The 19,962-nt window shown below is 41.4% G+C and carries 19 protein-coding genes; 15 read left to right on the top strand and 4 right to left on the bottom strand.

Features of this window, described 5'->3' with window-relative positions:
* The first annotated feature begins 86 nt into the window (after positions 1-86).
* Both CE058_RS13200 and CE058_RS13195 read left to right on the top strand, forming a co-directional pair.
* On the top strand, positions 87-659 hold the full coding sequence (locus CE058_RS13200) for a TetR/AcrR family transcriptional regulator (protein ID WP_061793772.1): 573 nt from the start codon (positions 87-89) through the stop codon (positions 657-659).
* Between the two features lie 72 nt (positions 660-731).
* On the top strand, positions 732-2,900 hold the full coding sequence (locus CE058_RS13195; RefSeq protein ID WP_163143226.1) for a YhgE/Pip family protein: 2,169 nt from the start codon (positions 732-734) through the stop codon (positions 2,898-2,900).
* A 53-nt stretch (positions 2,901-2,953) separates the two neighbouring features.
* Here the strand turns inward: CE058_RS13195 and yhfH are convergent, their stop codons facing one another.
* Positions 2,954-3,088, bottom strand: coding sequence for a protein YhfH (yhfH, locus tag CE058_RS13190; protein WP_076261153.1), 135 nt, complete (start codon positions 3,086-3,088; stop codon positions 2,954-2,956).
* Between the two features lie 502 nt (positions 3,089-3,590).
* On the opposite strand from yhfH, the gene CE058_RS13185 reads away from it, so the two are divergent.
* From CE058_RS13185 to CE058_RS13140, 10 genes are all read left to right on the top strand, one after another.
* Positions 3,591-4,325 (top strand): MBL fold metallo-hydrolase, encoded by a 735-nt coding sequence (locus tag CE058_RS13185; protein ID WP_163143223.1) that lies wholly within the window; start codon positions 3,591-3,593, stop codon positions 4,323-4,325.
* Between the two features lie 12 nt (positions 4,326-4,337).
* Complete coding sequence (gene lplA / locus CE058_RS13180) at positions 4,338-5,327, top strand: lipoate--protein ligase (RefSeq protein ID WP_163143221.1); 990 nt, start codon at positions 4,338-4,340, stop codon at positions 5,325-5,327.
* Positions 5,328-5,520: 193 nt separating this feature from the next.
* Positions 5,521-7,077 (top strand): fatty acid--CoA ligase family protein, encoded by a 1,557-nt coding sequence (locus CE058_RS13175; RefSeq protein WP_163143218.1) that lies wholly within the window; start codon positions 5,521-5,523, stop codon positions 7,075-7,077.
* A 125-nt stretch (positions 7,078-7,202) separates the two neighbouring features.
* Positions 7,203-7,979, top strand: a complete 777-nt coding sequence (locus tag CE058_RS13170) for an enoyl-CoA hydratase-related protein (RefSeq protein ID WP_048010691.1) — start codon at positions 7,203-7,205, stop codon at positions 7,977-7,979.
* Between the two features lie 188 nt (positions 7,980-8,167).
* The gene (locus CE058_RS13165; RefSeq protein ID WP_163143215.1) at positions 8,168-9,178 is read left to right on the top strand and encodes an ABC transporter substrate-binding protein; all 1,011 of its coding nucleotides are present in this window, start codon (positions 8,168-8,170) and stop codon (positions 9,176-9,178) included.
* Positions 9,179-9,223: 45 nt separating this feature from the next.
* Complete coding sequence (locus CE058_RS13160) at positions 9,224-10,246, top strand: ABC transporter permease (protein ID WP_163143212.1); 1,023 nt, start codon at positions 9,224-9,226, stop codon at positions 10,244-10,246.
* Complete coding sequence (locus tag CE058_RS13155) at positions 10,221-11,015, top strand: ABC transporter ATP-binding protein (RefSeq protein WP_163143209.1); 795 nt, start codon at positions 10,221-10,223, stop codon at positions 11,013-11,015. Before CE058_RS13160 ends, CE058_RS13155 begins: the two co-directional genes overlap by 26 nt.
* A 154-nt stretch (positions 11,016-11,169) precedes the next feature.
* The gene (locus CE058_RS13150; RefSeq protein ID WP_048010686.1) at positions 11,170-11,898 is read left to right on the top strand and encodes an AzlC family ABC transporter permease; all 729 of its coding nucleotides are present in this window, start codon (positions 11,170-11,172) and stop codon (positions 11,896-11,898) included.
* Entirely contained in the window at positions 11,891-12,196 is a 306-nt protein-coding gene (locus CE058_RS13145; RefSeq protein WP_009331384.1) for an AzlD domain-containing protein, read from the top strand. Before CE058_RS13150 ends, CE058_RS13145 begins: the two co-directional genes overlap by 8 nt.
* Positions 12,197-12,359: 163 nt before the next feature.
* Positions 12,360-13,652 (top strand): M48 family metallopeptidase, encoded by a 1,293-nt coding sequence (locus tag CE058_RS13140; RefSeq protein WP_048010685.1) that lies wholly within the window; start codon positions 12,360-12,362, stop codon positions 13,650-13,652.
* A gap of 45 nt (positions 13,653-13,697) precedes the next feature.
* On the opposite strand, the gene CE058_RS13135 is transcribed toward CE058_RS13140, so the two are convergent.
* Positions 13,698-14,342 (bottom strand): Type 1 glutamine amidotransferase-like domain-containing protein, encoded by a 645-nt coding sequence (locus CE058_RS13135; protein WP_163143206.1) that lies wholly within the window; start codon positions 14,340-14,342, stop codon positions 13,698-13,700.
* Positions 14,343-14,404: 62 nt separating this feature from the next.
* Positions 14,405-14,641: an IDEAL domain-containing protein gene (locus CE058_RS13130; protein ID WP_163143203.1), complete on the bottom strand. Its 237-nt coding sequence runs from the start codon at positions 14,639-14,641 to the stop codon at positions 14,405-14,407.
* 198 nt (positions 14,642-14,839) lie between these two features.
* On the opposite strand from CE058_RS13130, the gene CE058_RS13125 reads away from it, so the two are divergent.
* A complete protein-coding gene (locus tag CE058_RS13125; RefSeq protein WP_163143200.1) occupies positions 14,840-15,394 on the top strand; it encodes a competence protein ComK in 555 nt (184 codons plus the stop codon).
* Between the two features lie 103 nt (positions 15,395-15,497).
* Here CE058_RS13125 and CE058_RS13120 read toward each other — a convergent pair whose 3' ends face one another.
* A complete protein-coding gene (locus CE058_RS13120) occupies positions 15,498-15,887 on the bottom strand; it encodes a YhjD family protein (protein ID WP_076261187.1) in 390 nt (129 codons plus the stop codon).
* A gap of 230 nt (positions 15,888-16,117) precedes the next feature.
* Here CE058_RS13120 and CE058_RS13115 point away from each other — a divergent pair, with 230 nt between their 5' ends.
* Positions 16,118-18,103: a S9 family peptidase gene (locus CE058_RS13115; protein ID WP_163143197.1), complete on the top strand. Its 1,986-nt coding sequence runs from the start codon at positions 16,118-16,120 to the stop codon at positions 18,101-18,103.
* A 490-nt stretch (positions 18,104-18,593) separates the two neighbouring features.
* Positions 18,594-19,523 (top strand): LCP family protein, encoded by a 930-nt coding sequence (locus tag CE058_RS13110; RefSeq protein WP_197087731.1) that lies wholly within the window; start codon positions 18,594-18,596, stop codon positions 19,521-19,523.
* Positions 19,524-19,962: the final 439 nt, after the last annotated feature.

The following is a 19,962-nucleotide window of genomic DNA, read 5'->3' as shown; positions in this document are numbered from 1 at the left end:
GTTGCTTTTTCAAATAGAGTATGATAAATTACTTCTTGTACTAATGACCAAATTGTTCATTTAGTCATTTTCGAAGAGGTGAGTTTATGTCAGCAGATCGGAAACAGCAGATTCTTGAAGCAGCCACAAAATCATTTTCTCTTTTCGGCTATAAAGCAACCACTATGGATCAGGTTGCAAAGCTTGCGAATGTTGGAAAAGGCACTATCTATAATTTCTTTAAAAATAAAGAAGAGCTGTTTGATGAAATTATCCATACGCTTATCACGGAAATGAAAAATGCAGCCGATGAAGCGCTTGATCCTTCTTTGCCCTTTCACAAAAATGTTCATCGGGGATTGTATAAAATACTTGAATTCCGCATGAAGCATCAGCTGACAATCAAGCTTTTCCAGGAAGCAAAGGAAATGGGAACTCCTGCTGTTACAGATGTAATTGGGAAAGTGGAGGATGCGATAATTAAATATGTGAAAGGTAAAGTTACACTTGCCATTGAAAGAGGAGAAATCCGGGAATGCGATCCGGAACTGACTTCCTTTGTCATGCTTAAGCTTTATATTGCACTTATTTTTGATTGGGAACAGCGTCATGAACCATTGGAAAAAGAAAAAATAGCTCTTCTGTTTGAGCAATACATTATGAAAGGATTATCGAACTAGATAGTCCTCTATTTTTTCAGAAAAATGACCAAATGAGAAAAATAGTCAAAAAGTAATTTGGAGGGATTTACGGTGAAAAACAAACTTTTCCTTAAGGAGTTTTCAGCCATTATAAAAAACAAAAAGCTGCTGATTCCAATTATAGCAGTCATGTTTATTCCGGTTTTATACAGTGGAATGTTCCTGTGGGCATTCTGGGATCCATACGATCATTTAGATGATCTCCCGGTTGCCATCGTTAATGAAGATGCCGGTGCTGTATTGGAAGGAAATGAATTGCACCTGGGCAATGATCTTGTTGATAATTTAAAGGAAAGCAAGGACTTTAACTTTCAATTTGTTGATAAAGAAGAAGCATATAAGGATCTAAATGATCAGCAATACTATATGCTGGTTGAAATTCCTAAGGATTTTTCCAAGAATGCTACCACTCTGCTGGAAGACAAACCGCAGAAAATGAATCTGATTTACGTTCCTAATGAGAGCTACAATTTCTTATCTGCTCAAATTGGCGGGACGGCTGTTGAAAAAATTAAAGCGTCACTGTCAGAAAAAGTAACTGAAACATATGCAGAAACCATGTTTGATAAAGTAGGGGAACTTGCAGATGGCATTGGACAGGCAAGTGATGGTGCCCTTCAAATCAGTGAAGGAGCAGCTGATCTTAAGGACGGCTCCAAAACCCTGCATGAGAAGCTTGAGCTTTTGGCCAATAAATCCATTGAGTTCAATAACGGCGTAAGCACAGCAAGCAAGGGTTCTAAGGAAATGGCAGAAGGAGCTAAATCTCTTTCAGAAGGTTTAGGCAAACTTGCAGGAGGCCAATCGGAATTGAGAAATGCTTCTGATCAGCTAAAGTCAGGTAGTGAAGATCTTTCTGCAGGTGTTACACAAACAAAAGAAGGAATCTTAACAGTAAAAGAAAAACTTCCAGTTATGATCGATGGAACCGAACAGCTTGAAAATGGAGCAAACACATTATCTTCATCTCTGGAGCAATGGCAGACGGAAGCGCAAAAACTCAGCGGAGGCACTGTTCTTTTAGAACAAAGGCTGCAGGGCATCTTATCGCAGCTTCCAGAAGGTTCTCCTGAAAAGACTGAGCTTCAGACTGCACTTGCACAGCTGAAAACCGGATCAGCCCAGCTTGCCGAATCAGCCGGCAAACTATCTAGTGGAGGAGCTGAATTGTCCCAAAGAATGGGGCAGTTAAAGGCAGGACAGCAGCAGCTCCAGCAGGGAATAAATCAGCTTGCCCAAGGAACAGCCGAGCTGGAAAATGGTTCCCTTAAGCTGGTACAGGGCCATAAAGATTTCGATGCAGGAATGGAAACATTTGCTCAGAAGTTTGGTGAAGCGCAGGCCGGAGCAGACAGGCTGGCAGGCGGTGCAGCAGATCTGTCAGGAGGCCTTGGCAAACTGACACAAGGTTCAGCTGCATTTGCAGACGGCTCGAAGCAGCTTGAAGCTGGTGCAGGCAAAGTTGCTGAGGGCAATTCACAAATTTATGAAGGATCGTCTGAGTTAGCAAATAAATTAGCTGATGGCGCTGAAAATGCTTCATCAGTAAATGCCAGCGATAAAACGTATAACATGATGGCAAATCCGGTAGAAATAGATAATGAGAAGATTACAGAAGTTCCAAACTACGGTACAGGATTTGCACCATATTTTCTGTCTCTTGGTCTTTTTGTTGGAGCTCTGCTGCTTTCCATTGTATTCCCGCTTAGGGAACCCGCTGGCGTTCCGCGCTCAGGATTCAGCTGGTTTGCAAGCAAGTTCGGAATCCTTGCAGGAATAGGCATTATTCAGGGTCTTATTGCAGCGATGATTCTATTGCTGGGACTTGGCCTGGAAGTTCAGAGTGTACCTTTGTTTCTTCTGTTTACAATCCTAACCAGTCTGACTTTCATAGCGCTTATTCAATTCTTTGTCACTGTCATGGGTGACCCAGGCCGGTTTGTTGCGATCATTATTTTAATACTCCAGCTGACAACAAGTGCCGGTACTTTTCCGCTTGAGCTGATTCCTAATGCCCTTCAGCCAATCAGTTCATATTTGCCTATGACCTATTCTGTTTCCGGTTTTAAGGCAGTCATTTCAAGCGGCAATTTTGATTTTATGTGGGAGAATGCGGTAATTCTCCTGAGCTTCGGAGCCTTGTTCATTGCAGGATCTTTTGTTTACTTTACTGCCATGCACAAGAAAAGATTTGCAGCTGCTGCAGAGCAGACTGATTGATTATAAGTAAAAGCAAAGCCAGCCCTGTGTGGGCTGGCTTTAAATATATTATTCTATAAATCTGTCATTCCCATGCATTTTTCACACTTGTTTCCGTAGCATTCATGCTGTTCTTCGATCGACTTCCCGCATTCTGAACATTGTTTTGCCGGCAGGTTTCTGAAAAACTCCATAATGTTTTGAATCATGTTGAAGCCTCCTAATTTGTGTTTTTGTTCTAAATAGTTTGATTATTTAAGTTCATTGTATTATAACAGTATTTTTATGTCAACATCTGTTTCAATACAATTTTAAAAAAGTGAAAAAATAGGCATAATCGAGTATATTGGACATAGGAAAGCCAGGTTATCCAGTTATAGCGAATTCGCTTGTGCTTTCTTTTAGGCTCTTTTCGTGTAAAACGTTGTTTTTCGACTATCAATGTTGTCCGTTGATTTCCGCTCCAGGCTGCTCGCTTTCCGCGGGGCGAGCGGTGAGCCTCCTCGACGCTCCGCGTCTGTGGGGTCTCACCTGTCCCGCTATTCCCGCAGGAGTCTCGCACCTTCCGCTCCAATCAACTCAGTAAATAATAAACAAAAAGCAACAAACCTTGCGAAAACAGCCTTCTTTTAAGATAGCGTATAATTCTGAAGTTAATTAACTGTCTAGCTTCAGACGACTTTCGTTTTTCTAATTAGGAGGGAATTTGTGATGAAGTTAACTGTAATCGGCAGCTGGGGCGGTTATCCTAAAGCAGCTGGGGCCAGTTCCGGGTATTTACTGGAGCATGAAGGATTTCATTTGCTGGTAGACTGCGGAAGCGGCGTGCTTTCAAAAATGCAGAATTTTTTTCAGCCAGAAGACTTAGATGGGCTGATTATCTCGCATTACCATCCAGATCATATTGCGGATATAGGAGTGCTGCAGCATGCAAGGCTCATTCAGGGCTTCCTGGGCAAGAAAACAGCTGCACTCCCGATTTATGGACATTCTTTCGACCAGCCTGAATTTGCCAAACTTACATATAAGGATATTACAAAAGGAGTCGCCTATGATCCTGAAGGCACTCTCACAGCAGGACCATTTCAGATTCGCTTTATGAAAACCAATCATCCTGTGCCATGCTATGCAATGAGAATTGAAGCAGGCGGCAAATCACTTGTTTACACGGCAGATACTTCTTATAAAGAAGAGCTGGTGGCATTTAGCGAAAATGCTGATCTATTAGTTTGCGAGTGTAATTTTTATGGTCATCAGAACGGGAAAAATGCAGGGCATATGACAAGCCTGGATGCTGGAACATTGGCCAGCAAAGCAAAGGTGAATAATCTGCTGCTGACACATTTGCCTCATTATGGTGAACTTCGAAAGCTGAAGGAGGAGGCATCGACTAAATATGCCGGTCCTATTTCTATAGCGGATTACCAATGGTCTCATATATTTTAAGGAGGAAAATAGATGCTTTTTATCGACAACCAGGGAATCACAGATCCCAGAATTAATCTTGCTATTGAGGAATATGCACTAAAGAATCTTGATATTGAAGAAACCTATTTGCTGTTTTATATTAATGAACCTTCCATTATTATCGGAAAAAACCAGAATACAGTAGAAGAGATTAATACGGAATATGTGGAGGATAATGGCATCCATGTTGTCAGAAGGCTATCTGGAGGAGGGGCCGTTTATCATGATTTAGGCAATCTCAACTTCAGTTTTATTACAAAAGATGATGGTGACAGCTTTCACAACTTCCAAAAGTTTACCGAACCAGTTACAGAAGCTTTGCAGAAGCTTGGTGTGAATGCTGAATTAAGCGGCCGGAATGATCTGATGGCAGAAGGCAGAAAAATATCCGGGAATGCCCAGTTTTCCACCAAAGGGAGAATGTTTAGCCATGGCACCCTCTTGTTTGATTCCGAAATTGAAAGTGTCGTTTCAGCGCTAAAGGTAAAGAAGGATAAAATTGAATCAAAGGGCATTAAATCAATTCGAAGCCGGGTTGCTAATATCTCGGAGTTCCTGGACGAAAAAATTACGATTGAAGAATTTCGCACTTTGCTTCTAAAGAATATTTTTGGAGATTTAAGTGAAATTCCGGAGTACAAGCTTACGGATGAGGACTGGGAAAGAATTCACCAGCTGTCCAGGGAGCGCTATCAGAACTGGGATTGGAATTATGGAAGATCACCTAAATTTGATCTTCAGCATTCTTATCGCTTCCCAGTTGGTCAAATTGATATCAGACTTAATGTCACAAAAGGAAAAATTGAGGGATGCAAAATATATGGGGACTTCTTTGGGGTTGGCGATGTAAGTAAAATTGAAAACAAGCTAACAGGAATTCGCTATGAAAAGTCAGAGGTTGAAAAGGCTCTTGAAGGAGTGGAAATTAAGCATTACTTCGGAAATGTGACTAAAGAAGAATTCGTTAACCTGGTGTATTAATGAGAGAAAGCTGGCATAATGCCGGCTTTTCTTATTCTTATATAAAGTCTTGCGAGCCAGTCACTCTGAAAAAAAGAAATTGTGAAAGATTCGCTTTCCTACTTGAATACAAAAATTTCTTTCAATATAATATATTTAGAAAATTTATTTAATAAAAATGAATGACTATTCATTCATTATAGGGGGAGTGTAAATGAATTTAACAGAGCAGCTGCATGAAACGGCGATTAAGATGGGCGATAAGACTGCCTATTATTTTATGGATCAGTCCAGTACGTACGCGGAGCTTGATGGTGCTGTAACCAAATTTGCGGATGGGCTTTCAAAGCTGGGAGTGAAAAAAGGGGATCATATTGCTCTTTTACTGGGGAATTCACCACATTTTGTCATCGGCCTGCATGGAGCACTGCGGCTTGGAGCAACTGTTATACCGATCAACCCAATTTATACACCTGATGAAATCGGCTACATTGTAAATAATGGTGATGTAAAAGCGGTTGTCACGCTTGATCTATTAGTGCCTTTAATTGAAAAGATGCATCAGGCGCTTCCAAAGGTAGAAAACTATATTATTTGTGATACACCCCAGGGACAAGCTTCAGAACAGGATCTGTCTGCATTATCTGCTTTTTCAAAAATGAAATCGTTTACACAATTAATTGCTTTAGGAGATATTGTGTTTAAGGGCCCTGAACTCGAAGAAGATGATACAGCCGTTATTCTATATACATCCGGTACGACAGGAAAGCCAAAAGGTGCCATGCTTACACATAAAAACCTCTACAGCAATGCAAAGGATGTAAGCGACTATTTACACATGAATGAGAATGACCGGGTTATTACTACTCTGCCTATGTTCCATGTTTTCTGTTTAACGGTTGCTCTCAATGCACCTCTGATGAATGGGGCTACCATTTTAATTGATCCAAAATTCAGCCCGAAAGAGATTTTCAGGCTAGCCAAAAAATATGAACCTACTGTTTTTGCCGGAGTTCCGACCATGTACAATTTCCTTCTTCAGTATGAAGATGGCAATCCGGAAGATCTGAAATCATTAAGGCTGTGCATATCAGGTGGTGCTGCCATGCCGGTTGCGCTTCTCCATGGTTTTGAGAAAAAATTCAATGTCATTGTTTCGGAAGGATACGGTCTTTCAGAAGCTTCTCCGGTTACATGCTTCAATCCGCTTGATAAACCGCGTAAAGCAGGCTCGATCGGGCAATCCATTATGAACGTTGAGAATAAAGTCGTAAATGAATTGGGAGAGGAAGTTTCTGTTGGCGAAGTTGGTGAATTGACCGTACGCGGGCCAAACGTAATGAAGGGGTACTACAAGCTGCCGGAAGAAACCGCGGCCACAATCCGTGATGGATGGCTTTATACAGGAGACCTTGCAAAAAGGGATGAGGAAGGCTATTTTTATATCGTTGACCGTAAAAAGGACCTTATTTTAGTCGGCGGCTATAATGTGTATCCGCGGGAAGTAGAAGAGGTGCTCTATAATCACAGGGAGGTCGTAGAAGCTGCTGTATTGGGCGTGCCTGACCCGAATCTGGGTGAAGCGGTAAAGTGTTATGTAGTAACAAATAATCCCCAGCTGACAGAAGAATTTCTGCTTGCATACTGTGCAGAGCATCTGGCTAGATATAAAGTGCCATCATCGATCGAATTTTTAGAGGAGCTTCCCAAGAATACAACTGGCAAAATCTTACGAAGGGCATTGAAGAATCAGGTTCTTCAGGCTAAATAGGCTTTTAAGGGCAGGCATGACATGTGTCTGTCCTTTTCTATTCTTCATTTGAATTGCTAAATTTGAAAGGGTTTTCGCGAAATTTATCGAATTATTAGGTAGCAAAAGAAAGAGGAGAGATACATATGAGTTCTATTGCAGTCGAAAAAAAAGGTCATATTGCGGTAGTAACGATTAACCGCCCTGATGCAATGAATGCTTTTAATTATGAAACTTTGTCGGAGCTCCAGGAATCAGTTGAAAAACTGCGCACCAGTCCTGATGTTCGTGTTGTTATTTTTACAGGGGCTGGAGAAAAAGCATTCAGCGTCGGAGCGGATCTTAAAGAGCGCAGGACATTATCTGATGAGGAAGTACGCAGGAATGTATATAAAATAGGTGAGGTATTCTCCCTGGTTGATCAGCTTCCGCAGCCTACTATCGCTGCCATAAACGGTTTTGCGTTCGGAGGCGGGATGGAATTGGCACTATCCTGCGACTTCCGCATTGCAGTTTCCGGCACTTCCATGGGACTTACAGAAACAAGCTTAGCCATAATACCGGGTGCAGGAGGCACACAGAGGCTTCCAAGACTGATTGGCCAGGCTAAAGCCCTTGAGTTAATATTGACGGCAAAGAGGCTCACTTCTGAAGAAGCGCTTAATTACGGCATCCTTACTAAAGTGACTGAAAAGGATAATCTATTACATGATTGCTTTGAGTTTGCCGGACAAATGCTTAACAACGGGCCAATTGCCCTTCAGCAGGCTAAATTTGCTGTAAAGCATGGAATGGGTGTTGATTTGCAGACTGGGCTGCAGATTGAAAGGAAGGCATACGAAGTTATTATTCCAACGGAAGATAGAGTTGAAGCTCTTTCAGCTTTTGCCGAAAAAAGAAAACCTGAGTTTAAAGGGAAATAAAATAAATTAGTAATATGAGACACCGCAGCATTTAATGCGGTGTTTCTTTATTAATATAATAAATTTTTTGAAAATTATTAAAAAATCACTTGAATCGTACAGCTATTGACTATATAATTTAGTGAATAAAAGCATAAAAGCATAAAAGTGCTGAAGTAAAAGATAGAGATAAGAGGGGGACAACCAGTATGTTAGAGAGAGTAAAAACATTTAAAGCTATAGCTGCGGCAGGCCTTATAGGAACTTTACTGCTAAGCGGCTGCGGAAGTGAAAGTACAAATGGGGAAGCCGGCTCTTCGGATAAAGAAAAGGGAGAGTCAATTAATATAGGAGTTACTCAGATTGTCGAACATCCTTCGTTAGATGCGGCGCTGGAGGGCTTTAGAAAGGCATTGGAGGATTCAGGCATTAAAGCAAGCTACGATGTCCAGATTGCTCAGGGGGACCAGAATAATAATCAATCCATTGCCAATAATTTTGCCGGAGATGGAGTGGACCTGATCTTTGCCAACTCTACACCCAGTGCATTAAGTGCACTGAATGCAACGAAAGATATACCAATTGTATTTACTTCAGTAACTGATCCAGTGGGTGCGCAATTAGTTAAATCACTGGATGCACCTGAAGGAAACATAACTGGTACAACAGATACCCATCCTGATGCGATACCCAGCATGGTTAAATTTATAGATGAGCAATTTGAGGCTGGAACGGTAGGTGTTATTTACAATTCAGGAGAACAAAATTCAGAGGTGCAGATTGATAAGGTGAAGGAAGCTCTTTCTGGTACAAATATGAAATTGGCCGAAGCTACCGTATCCAATTCTTCTGAAGTGAAACAGGCTGCAGAATCACTTGTCGGAAAAGCAGATGCCATCTATATTATTACCGATAATACTGTCGTTTCCGCTTTGGAATCTGTCATTCAAGTTTCAAACGACAATGATATCCCGCTTTTCGTGGGAGAGCTGGATTCTGTTAAACGCGGGGGATTTGCTGCATACGGATTTGACTATGAAGATATCGGATATGAAGCCGGGGAAATGGCGGCAAAAATTTTAAAAGAAGGCAAGAAGCCATCCGAACTGCCTGTCCAATATCCGCAGAACCTAAAGCTGGTAATCAATAAAAAGGCTGCAGAAGAAATGGGCATTGACTTAAAAGATGAATGGAACGGGCTTGCTGAGTTTGTGGAGTAATGTCTGCAAATTATTAGCGCTTTTCTAATAGAAAGGAAGATTACTATGCCAACTGCCATCTTTGGCTCCATTGAAGCAGGCGCTATTTATGCCTTAATGGCGCTGGGCGTTTACCTCTCATTCAGAATATTGGATTTCCCCGATCTGACGGTTGATGGAAGTTTTGTAACGGGTGCATCTGTTGCTGCTGTCATGATAACAGGGGGATACAATCCATTTTTGGCGACTATGGCAGCATTGCTTGCGGGTTTTGCAGCAGGCTGCCTTACAGGCCTTCTTCATACAAAAGGAAAAATTAACGCCCTTTTATCAGGAATATTAATGATGATTGCATTATACTCTATAAATCTCAGAATTATGGGTAAGTCAAATGTTCCTCTGCTGTCTGAGGAAACGGCTATTACAGAGATTACAGCATTCTGGCAGGGACTTGGAATTGATCAGACTATCCAAAGCCTGCTCGGAGCGGTGGGAATGAGTTTTGTTCCTAAGACCTGGGGGATTCTATTGCTTATGCTGGTTTTAGCATTTGCTGTTAAGGTACTGATTGATCTTTTTTTAAAGACAGATATTGGATTGGCTATACGGGCGACAGGAGACAATGAGACGATGATCCGCAGCTTTTCTGCTGATACAGACCTCCTGAAGATAGCCGGCTTGGGTATTTCAAACGCACTGGTGGCATTTTCAGGAGCATTAGTGGCACAGTATAACGGATTCAGTGATGTCGGAATGGGAATCGGGATGATAATCATCGGGCTTGCATCCGTAATCATCGGAGAAGCAATTTTCGGTGCAAAAACAATTGTCAGAGCTACATTGGCTGTCATCGGAGGAGCCATTCTATACCGGATTATAGTAACTCTTGCATTGAGAGTGGAATTCCTTGAAACAGGAGATATGAAGCTGATCACAGCAGTAATCGTGATTGGTGCGCTAATTCTGCCCAAGCTTATTCAGCAGCAGAAGGAGAAGCAGAGAAAGCGCAGGAGATTGGCAGAAGCGAAAAAAACGAATGCTTACGGGAAAAGTGGTGAACAATTTGCTGCAATTAAATCAGATTCATAAAGTGTTTAATGAGGGAACACCAGATGAAAAAACAGCTCTACACAAAATAGATCTTCACCTGAAACCAGGGGACTTCATGACGGTTATCGGCAGTAATGGAGCGGGAAAATCTACTCTTATGAACATGATCTCAGGCAAATTGATTCCTGATATGGGAGAAGTGCTGGTTGATGGAAAGGATGTCACTCTCGTGAAGGAACATAAAAGATCCAGGCTGATTGGACGTGTTTTCCAGGATCCGATGGCCGGAACAGCCCCTTCCATGACGATAGAGGAAAATCTGGCCATTGCTTATGCGAGAACTGCGGCGCGCGGACTTCGCAAAGGGGTTTCCAGGAGACGGCGTGACTTTTTCCAGAGTCACCTGGAAATGCTTCATCTGGGATTGGAAAATAGACTTTCAGCAAAAGTTGGACTGCTGTCAGGCGGAGAACGGCAGGCGCTCTCCCTGCTGATGGCGACCTTCACAGAGCCAAAAATATTACTTTTGGACGAACATACCGCTGCCTTGGACCCGGCTCGTGCAGAATTAATTACCAGCCTTACGAAAGAGATTGTGGAAAAATATAATCTTACCACATTAATGGTAACCCATAATATGCAGCAGGCGCTTGACCTGGGAAATAGGCTGATCATGATGGACAAAGGCCAGATTATTTTTGAAACAAATGAGGAAGAGAAGAAAGATTTGACAGTGGAAAAACTGCTGGAGGAATTCCAGAAAATCCGTGGGGAGAAAATGAACAGCGACAAGGCGATTCTTATTTAGATTTGTGGACCGGACAAGGTTTTTGCCTTGTTCGGATTTTTTGTTCAAGCGGCATTGTATCAAAATTCAAAGACGATAACATATTCTTCTAATTTTAAGTCTATTATAGTATAATTTTTAGAACCTTTTATTATATTTTTAGGCGGTGAGCATCATGGCAGAACTTGCAGTCGGCAAGCCTTCCGGTGAAGTTAGAAAAGGGGTGCAGTCGGGAATCAGCATCGCGATAGGATATGCACCCATTGCTTTAACATTTGGGCTGCTTGCCAAAACAACCGGTCTTACAATAGGTGAAACAGTTTTAATGAGTTTGCTTGTATTTGCCGGGGCAGCACAGTACATATCCCTGAGCCTGCTTACACTGGGAACAGGCATATTTGAAATTGTTTTAACAACTTTTATCGTGAATATCAGGCACTTTTTGATGTCTACTTCTCTTAATGAAAAGTGGGACGATGAACAGGCTGCCAACAAGGTGATTTTATCATTTGGGATTACGGATGAAACCTTTTCAGTTGCAGCAGTACGTGAAGAAAAGGTAACAAGCGGTTATATGCTGGGGCTCATATCGGTTTCCTATGCAAGCTGGGTCATATGTTCGGGGCTTGGGCATCTTATTGGGGCGAGCCTTCCGCAGACCTTGCAGGAAAGCATGTCTGTTGCCCTTTATGCCATGTTTGTCGGCCTTCTTGTTCCGTCTATGAAAAAAAGTGCAAAAGTTGTTTTTCTTGCCGCACTTGCAGCGTGTTTTAACACGATTTTCACTTTGACTAATACGCTATCGACAGGCTGGGCAATTGTATCGGCCACGCTTTTATCTGCTGTAATAGTGGAATGGATAGAAAGTGTAAAAAACAGGGACAGGGGGCAGGAGCATGAGTAGCCATATTGTGTGGATGATTGTTGGGATGGCAGCAGTTACTTATATCCCAAGGCTGCTGCCTTTTGTGCTTTTTAAGGGGAAGGAGCTTCCCGGCTTTGTTCAGGGGATATTAAAGAATGTGCCTTATGCGACATTAGGGGCACTCATTTTTCCGGGTATTCTTTTTATAAATGAAGATATTTGGTTTGGTCTGCTCGGTGCAGCTGCTGCTTTTCTGGCAGCCTTTTTAGGCGCAAATGTAATTGTCGTTGTACTGGGATCAATAGCTGTGTTATCTGTATATTCTTTTTTATTTTAGAAAAGATAATGATGGATGTTCTTTAGCCGGTTCCTTCTTGAACCGGCTTTTTCAATAGAACAGCTGGAATAGAAAGAAATGATTGTCCCATCAATTGAGTTCTATTTACAGATTTTTATACTAAACTAAATATAGAAAGGTTGTACCATAGGAGGGGAATTGGATGGCGCGGAAATTAGGTTTTTATGGGGCTCTGGCCTTTTTCGTATACGGTTTATTTTTTTATTGGTATCTATTCTATTTTGCTGATGCCAGTCTGCCCTTTGAGTATGAAGGGTCACGGGCAGATCCGGCAACTTTCCTGAACGGCAGGGAACTGATGCTCAGTGAGGAATATTCTAAAATAAGAAACCTGCTGTTTTTTATTTCTACACCTTTTGAATGGATATTTTATTTATTTATTCTTTTATTTGGCTTATCAAAGGCTTTTAAAAAATGGGCGGAACAGACTGCGCCATATAAATTCCTGCAAACGGCAATCTATTTGATTTGGCTTTCTTTTTTCGCCTTTATTGCTACGATGCCATTAAGCTATATCAGCTTTTCGCTTTCAAAAACGTATAATATCTCCACTCAGAGCTTCAGTGGGTGGATGAAGGATGAACTCATTGATTTTTGGGTTAATTATGGAATGATGCTTCTTATCGTGTCTGTTCTTTACTGGCTGATTAATAAGAGCAGGAAAAGATGGTGGCTTTACGCATGGCTATTATCAGTTCCATTTACCTTATTTATGATGTTTCTGCAGCCGGTTGTCATTGACCCTCTGTATAATGATTTTTATCCTTTAAAAGATAAACAGCTTGAAACGAAAATTCTTGATTTGGCCAATCAGGCTAAAATACCGGCTGAACATGTCTTTGAGGTCGATATGGCCGAGAAAACGAATGCGCTGAATGCATATGTAACAGGGATCGGCTCAAATTCAAGAATTGTTCTTTGGGACACAACTCTAAATAAATTAACTGAAGACCAAATTCTGTTTATAATGGCACATGAAATGGCCCACTACGTGGAGAAGCATATTTACATCGGAATTGGAGGATACTTGCTGCTTTCTCTGCTGGGGCTGTATTTGACTGCTAAATTAATGGAAAAAGCAGTAGATAAATGGGGAAGAGCGCTAAAAATTCCTGCAGTAAATGACATACGTTCCCTGCCGCTTTTTTTGATGATTCTTTCAATGCTGCTCTTTATTTCAAGCCCTCTATCCAATCTTGTTTCACGGTATCAGGAAACAAGGGCAGACCGCTATGCCATTGAAATGACAAAGGATTCAAAAGCCGCAATAGAAACATTTCAGGAGCTGACACGTGCCGGTTTAAGCCAGGTAAATCCGCCGCTTCTTGTGAAAGTATTCCGATATGGGCATCCAACGATGCTTGAGCGCATTTCTATGCTGGAAGAATTTGAAATGGAACAGAGGCAGAAAGAACGGAAGCAGACAGAGGAATGAGTTGCTTCATTATAACTAAAAAAGCAGGCCAACGGCTTGCTTTTTTTAAATTCCATTTTTATAAATATGTATGCTTCCTTCATCGTCAGCCTGAATTTCATTGTGAAAATAGACGCCTGCATCATCGTCAATTCCATAACCAGTCGCTGCATTGACTTTTCCTGCCGCTGCCTTTAGATTTTCCCGTTCATTCCACTTGGTAAAATGGACACTGATGGCGCAACCCCTGATTAACCCGAGCCCTTTCAAAAAGAGGTGCTGTCTTTTAGGTGTATCAATAGGGGGAATGATGCAATGTTCCGGGATGATCAGGGCGCCTGCCGAAAAGCCTGCTACAGGAATACCATTCATGTACATCCTTCTAATGCATTCTCCGGTTTCACTATCAACAATGAATTTTCTGTAATTTTCTGTGTTACCCCCTCCAATAATGATGCCGGAACAGGACATTAATTCTTGAAGGTAAGATTCTGCTGGGTCAGGGGAAAGCGGGAGATAGCAGAAACTCCTGGCTCCATAAGAAATTAAGGCAGAAGTATACTTCTTCATATACATCTCCCAGCCTTCCCTTTCCAAAAAGAGTATAGCTATTTTGCCATCCGAGCCGCAGGCAAGCTCTGTAAACATTCTTCCTAACCTTTGCCCGAATGGAGGGCTTCCGCCCATTAAAAATAAATGCCTGCTGTTCATTATTCCTCGCCTTCCTGACTAAAAATAAAATACCCCGCTGATTGGCGGGGGCAAACTGCTTTTTATGTGCCAAAACGCTTGGAAAGTTCTTTGTATTGCTTCGAAAAATGCATAAATGCCGGTTTATTTCCTTCATCAATCGCTGCGTCTACTTTTTTCATCAGCTTTTCTCTTTCATTATTCAGTAGTATTTCGGAAATAAGCATATCAAGGTAAAGATCCAGTACATAAGATTCCTTAAGATTTTTCCGCTTAGATCCACTCGTTTTCATTAAGTCGGTGTATGATTTTTCCTTCATGGAAACCACCCCTGAGCTTTTTAATATTATATGGAATTGCTTCTGAATAATCAACCAATTTTTTAAATTTTTAGAAAATATTTTCCGGATGTCTAAAATGTGAACAATTTAGAAACTATTGAATAAATTAGTAATTTTTAGATAAATTGGTGTTAATATGGAAAAGTGAGCACGAAATAGAAAAGGAGATGAAAATGTATGACCCAAAATATTCAAATAATTGAAGAATATGAAATCAATCCAAATACGATGATTATTAAACCTCTCTCTTATGGGATAAAAGTCTATTCGCAAATCTGGGAGCTTGATGATGAAGTAACTTCTCCCTTTAAGCCGATTGAAATTATTAAAAGCAGCTGTAAATATTTTGGATCAAGCTATGAAGGAAGAAAAGAGGGTACACGCCAATTAACCGGCTTTACCCATAAAGCTCCGATAACGATTGACCCCACAAATTTCATTTATTTTTTCCCGACAGCCTCTCCAAGCAATCCGGAATGTATGTGGATTGCATTGGATCACATAAATTACTTCAAGCGAGCGGAGAACGCACAAACCCAGGTAGTTTTTAAGAACAAACAAAGCTTTATAATTCCAGTCTCATATACGACTCTGAATAACCAGGTGCTCAGAACAGCACTGCTGAAAACGACATTGACAAAAAGGATAGAAGATTCAGAGAGAAAGTCACTTTACTATGCGAATGGTTCCAAAATAATGAATGCTTCGGAGAGAAAAGGAGCCTACCAATAGAAAAGGGCTGGAATTGAAGGATAACCAAGAAGCATGCGGAGTTTCATGCTTCTATTTTCCGTAGTATATTACCTTATTAGATGCAGGCTTTCTTATACAAAAATTAATTGGCTTTCCGATTTTTCCCTGGTCCCGGCAAAGGTTTTTTAATAAGATAATACGTCATTAGCTCCTGAACTTTATTGCGGATTCGGGGATTAAAATAATTATGATGTTCCTCATATCCTTTGTACAGGAACATAAACATAGTAAATGCCTCATCCCTCTTTATTTCCTGTACCTTTAGCTGGTTTTTATTCATATAGCGTTTTACCTCAGAGAGTTCACTTTGAATGACCTTCATTGTTTCTTCAACCAAATCAAGATAAGGCTGTTTTAGTTTAAACGGGCTTTTATTAATGACAATGGAGTCGCGATTTAAAACCGTCAGCACCATTGGCAGATAAATAGCCTGTTCCATGATATTACGGTCTTCCTCAGGAATTCTGGTCATATTGTTCTGCTCCCCTTAAATAATAGTATCCTGCCTAGCGCAAGAACATATGTTCTTATCTAATTTTACAAAGGAATGTTTTATCTTGCAAGAGCCTATATTTGCCGAAATACTGTTATACTTCATCATTTCCAATAATGAAAAAAAGTTTCAGTCTGAAGCTAATTGGGAAGGGATTTTATTTCTGATGTCGAAATAAGTAGAACACACAGTTAGGAAGGATGAAATAAATGACGCAAAAAAGAACAATTAAACCAGAAGACCTTTATCATTTAAAATCTGTAGCTGATCCGCAGCTTTCCAGGAATGGATCTGAATTGGCTTTTGTCGAGACCAAAATGCTTGAAGAAGAAAATACATATTGTTCAAATGTTTTTTACATAAATACTGCAAAAAGCAATAAGCCTGTTCAGTGGACTTACGGCAAACACCGCAATCATTCACCCCGCTGGTCTCCAGATGGGGAGTTAATTGCATTTGTATCAGACAGAGGCGGGAAGTCACAGATTTATGTAATGAGCAAAGCAGGCGGAGAAGCCAGACAGCTGACACATTGTGCAAATGGTGCTTCAAATCCTGTCTGGTCCCCTGATGGAAAGAAACTTGCCTTTAATCTTTCAATAAAACCGGGTGAAGACGCAGAAACACTAGAAAATCAGGAAAAAAAGGAAGAAAAGCCAATACCGATTGAAATTGAAAAAATGAAACACAAATCTGACGCCCAGGGTTTTTGGAACGGAAGGTACAGCCAGGTTGCCTTAATAGATATAGAAACTGGCGAGATGGAGCAGCTGACAACCGGAGAACATGATTTCCAATTGCAGGACTGGTCTCCAGATGGGAAATGGGTTGCTGTTTCGGCAGATTTGAGTGAAGATAAGGATTTTTCTTTTCTAGGCGATGTGTATATCATCCATCTTGAAACAAAAGACATGAAAAAGATTACAAATGGAAAAGGTTATTTCGGAAGCGCTGCATGGTCACCGGATGGAAAATACATAGGATTGTTCGGCCATGAAAGGGAATACGAAAATGCTACGCATACCAAGGTATGGGTGTATAACCTGGAATTTGAAGATCTGCAGTGCCTGACTGCAGAATCAGACATTTTGGCTGGTGATTATGCCATCGGAGATTTCCAGCAAGGTGCAGTAACACCGGGAATTCTTTGGGCAGAGGACAGCAGAAGCTTCTATTTCCTGGCAACTGATCATGGCAATACAGTTGTTTATTATGGCTCTTTAGATGGGGAATTATATCCTGCCCTGCTGGATCAGCAGCATGTATACGGACTGACAACAGGCGGAACTATTAATAAAGCGGTTGTAGCCATCAGCAGACCGTCATCTCCCGGGGAGTTATTTTTACTTGATGTTCCGACAGGGGAATTAAAACAGCTGACAAAAGTCAATGAAGAGTTCCTGAGCGGAGTGGAGCTGGCAGATGCAGAGCCCATTCAGTTTAAATCTTCGGATGAGTGGGACCTCCATGGCTGGATCATGAAACCAGTCCATCTAAAAGAGGGCCAAAAAGCACCGCTTGTGCTTGAGATCCATGGCGGTCCTCATGCTATGTATGCCAATTCTTATTTCCATGAATTCCAATGCCTTGCTGCAAAAGGCTATGCGGTTTTGTTTATCAACCCGCGGGGAAGCCATGGATATGGCCAGCATTTTGTAGACGCTGTCAGAGGAGATTACGGGGGCAAGGATTATGAGGATATTATGGATGCGGTCGATTACGCGCTCGAAAACTTCGATTTCATCGATAAAGAAAGGCTTGGCGTAACAGGAGGAAGCTATGGAGGCTTTATGACCAACTGGATTATTGGACACACCAGCCGGTTCAAGGCAGCTGTCACCCAGCGCTCCATTTCCAACTGGATCAGCTTTTATGGAGTAAGTGATATCGGCTACTATTTTACTGATTGGCAAATCAAGAGTGATATGAATGATATAGAAAAACTATGGAAACATTCTCCGCTTGCTTATGTGAATGATATAAATACACCACTCCTGATTCTGCACAGTGAAAAAGACTATCGCTGTCCAATTGAACAGGCAGAGCAATTATTCATTTCCTTAAAGCATCGGAAGAAAACAGCAAAATTTGTCCGGTTCCCTGAAGCCAATCACGAGCTTTCAAGAAGCGGAAAACCGAATTTGCGAATCAGCCGCCTAAACTACATAGCCGGCTGGTTTGATGAATATCTCTAAGGAAGGCTGTTTTGGCAAGGTTTGTTGCTTTTTAAATATTATTTGCTGAGTTGATTGGAGCGGAAGGTGCGAGACTCCTGCGGGAGTAGCGGGACAGGTGAGACCCCACAGACGCGCAGCGGCGAGGAGGCTCACCGCCCGCCCCGCGGAAAGCGAGCACCCTGGAGCGGAAATCAACGGACAATATGTTGGCGAAAAATAACAACTTATACGAAAAGAGCCTTATGAAAAAACCGCAGACCTTCGGGTTTGCGGTTTTTTCATAAGACTGTAAAGGGACACAAAACTTGCCGATATAACAATGTTGTCATTTTTTTATGCAAGAAACCATTTAAAATAAATTGCAAAGAATTCAATTCATCTGCAAAATATAAGGTATACAGGATATACCAGCATTGCTATCGAAACTTTTTATTGAACTCTGCAGTCAAATATAAGTGAAGGTGTTTACACTGTTCCATAATTTGCTTTAAAGAAAGGACTTATTCTTATGAGATCAGATAGATATGAAAAGAAGAAAAAGAAAGGAAAGTGGAAATCTGTCCTCCTGATTCTGCTTCTCTTGATTGCAGGAACCCTTGGCTATTCTTATTTTCAATTTAAGCAAGGTGTTTCCCAGACAGAAGGAGAAGCAAATATACAGACAGAAGAGTTTGAATTCAATGGCGAAAAAGATAAATATGGCGGGACGAATATCCTGATTCTTGGAAGTGATGCAAGGGGAGAGGAGAAATCAAGGGCTGATACCATAATGGTTGCCCAGTATCATCCTGAAAAGGGCACATATAAGCTTATTTCTTTTATGAGAGACATGTATGTGGACATACCGGGACATGGGCAAAACAGAATAAATTCTGCTCTTGCTTATGGAGGCCCTGAGTTATTGAGGCAGACGCTTAAAGAGAACTTTGATATAGATATTAAATATTACTCCATTGTTGACTTTGAAGGCTTTGTACATTTAATTGATGAAGCTTTTCCCAGAGGGGTAGAAATTGATGTGGAAAAAAGAATGTCTGCCAATATTGGTGTAACACTGGAACCGGGCCTGCAGCGGCTTGATGGAGAGCATCTCCTTGGGTACGTCAGGTTCAGGCAGGATGCAGTAGGGGATTTTGGAAGAGTAGAACGCCAGCAGAAGGTAATGAAAGAAGTAGCAAACCAGTTTACAAGCCTTCAGACCATTACGAAGCTTCCAAAACTCATCGGGGTGGTAACTCCTTTTGTAAATACCAATATGAACACGGGTGACATTCTGTATATCGGAAAAGATTTCGTATCTAAGGATAACAGGAATGTAGAGACTCTTCGCGTTCCTGTTGATGGAACTTTTGAAAACGAGAGAATTAATGGTGCTGCGGTTTTGGGCATAGATAAAGAGGCGAATAAAGCGGCAATCCATGAATTTCTTTCAAAATAAAGACGACTGTTTTCGCAAGGTTTGCTGCTTTTTGTGTATAATTTACCTGAGTTGAATGGAGCGGAAATCAACGGACAGCATTGATAGGCGAAAAACAACAATTTATACGGAAAGTGCGAAAATAAAAAAAGTTAGAAACACTGTTTTTGCCGGATTAGGTGTACAATAAAAGGGGAAATGGTAAAACTAGGGGAAACTTATTATTTATCGCAGTCTAACGGGCAGTAAGACCCCCACTTCAAGACTCAGAGGAATCAAGGGAGGGTAAGTGGGGGTCAAACAGCCCGTAGAGGCCCGATTGGTGAGATACAGTGAAACTTGCCGTCGCGCATGCAGAGGCTTAGTTGAACCAATCGGGTTCGTAGTGTCGATTGATCGAAGCGCTAGCGGAGATCTTAGCGACACTAGAACGCGGCTAACAATCAGTGGGGGATAAGGA

Source organism: Bacillus sp. 22-7 (assembly GCF_010628845.1).
In the GTDB taxonomy this organism is placed as follows: domain Bacteria; phylum Bacillota; class Bacilli; order Bacillales; family Cytobacillaceae; genus Cytobacillus; species Cytobacillus firmus_B.
This window is presented reverse-complemented; position numbering and strand designations above follow the sequence as displayed.

What these genes read in the sequence shown, in the direction of transcription:
- yhfH (WP_076261153.1), bottom strand. Translation starts at nt 3,088, where the DNA reads ATGATTCAAAACATTATGGAGTTTTTCAGAAACCTGCCGGCAAAACAA.
- CE058_RS13130 (WP_163143203.1), bottom strand. Translation starts at nt 14,641, where the DNA reads ATGAAGGAAAAATCATACACCGACTTAATGAAAACGAGTGGATCTAAG.
- CE058_RS13140 (WP_048010685.1), top strand. Translation starts at nt 12,360, where the DNA reads ATGGCGCGGAAATTAGGTTTTTATGGGGCTCTGGCCTTTTTCGTATAC.
- CE058_RS13165 (WP_163143215.1), top strand. Translation starts at nt 8,168, where the DNA reads ATGTTAGAGAGAGTAAAAACATTTAAAGCTATAGCTGCGGCAGGCCTT.
- CE058_RS13120 (WP_076261187.1), bottom strand. Translation starts at nt 15,887, where the DNA reads ATGACCAGAATTCCTGAGGAAGACCGTAATATCATGGAACAGGCTATT.
- CE058_RS13135 (WP_163143206.1), bottom strand. Translation starts at nt 14,342, where the DNA reads ATGAACAGCAGGCATTTATTTTTAATGGGCGGAAGCCCTCCATTCGGG.
- lplA (WP_163143221.1), top strand. Translation starts at nt 4,338, where the DNA reads ATGCTTTTTATCGACAACCAGGGAATCACAGATCCCAGAATTAATCTT.
- CE058_RS13115 (WP_163143197.1), top strand. Translation starts at nt 16,118, where the DNA reads ATGACGCAAAAAAGAACAATTAAACCAGAAGACCTTTATCATTTAAAA.
- CE058_RS13145 (WP_009331384.1), top strand. Translation starts at nt 11,891, where the DNA reads ATGAGTAGCCATATTGTGTGGATGATTGTTGGGATGGCAGCAGTTACT.
- CE058_RS13170 (WP_048010691.1), top strand. Translation starts at nt 7,203, where the DNA reads ATGAGTTCTATTGCAGTCGAAAAAAAAGGTCATATTGCGGTAGTAACG.
- CE058_RS13200 (WP_061793772.1), top strand. Translation starts at nt 87, where the DNA reads ATGTCAGCAGATCGGAAACAGCAGATTCTTGAAGCAGCCACAAAATCA.
- CE058_RS13110 (WP_197087731.1), top strand. Translation starts at nt 18,594, where the DNA reads ATGAGATCAGATAGATATGAAAAGAAGAAAAAGAAAGGAAAGTGGAAA.
- CE058_RS13185 (WP_163143223.1), top strand. Translation starts at nt 3,591, where the DNA reads ATGAAGTTAACTGTAATCGGCAGCTGGGGCGGTTATCCTAAAGCAGCT.
- CE058_RS13150 (WP_048010686.1), top strand. Translation starts at nt 11,170, where the DNA reads ATGGCAGAACTTGCAGTCGGCAAGCCTTCCGGTGAAGTTAGAAAAGGG.
- CE058_RS13175 (WP_163143218.1), top strand. Translation starts at nt 5,521, where the DNA reads ATGAATTTAACAGAGCAGCTGCATGAAACGGCGATTAAGATGGGCGAT.
- CE058_RS13160 (WP_163143212.1), top strand. Translation starts at nt 9,224, where the DNA reads ATGCCAACTGCCATCTTTGGCTCCATTGAAGCAGGCGCTATTTATGCC.
- CE058_RS13125 (WP_163143200.1), top strand. Translation starts at nt 14,840, where the DNA reads ATGACCCAAAATATTCAAATAATTGAAGAATATGAAATCAATCCAAAT.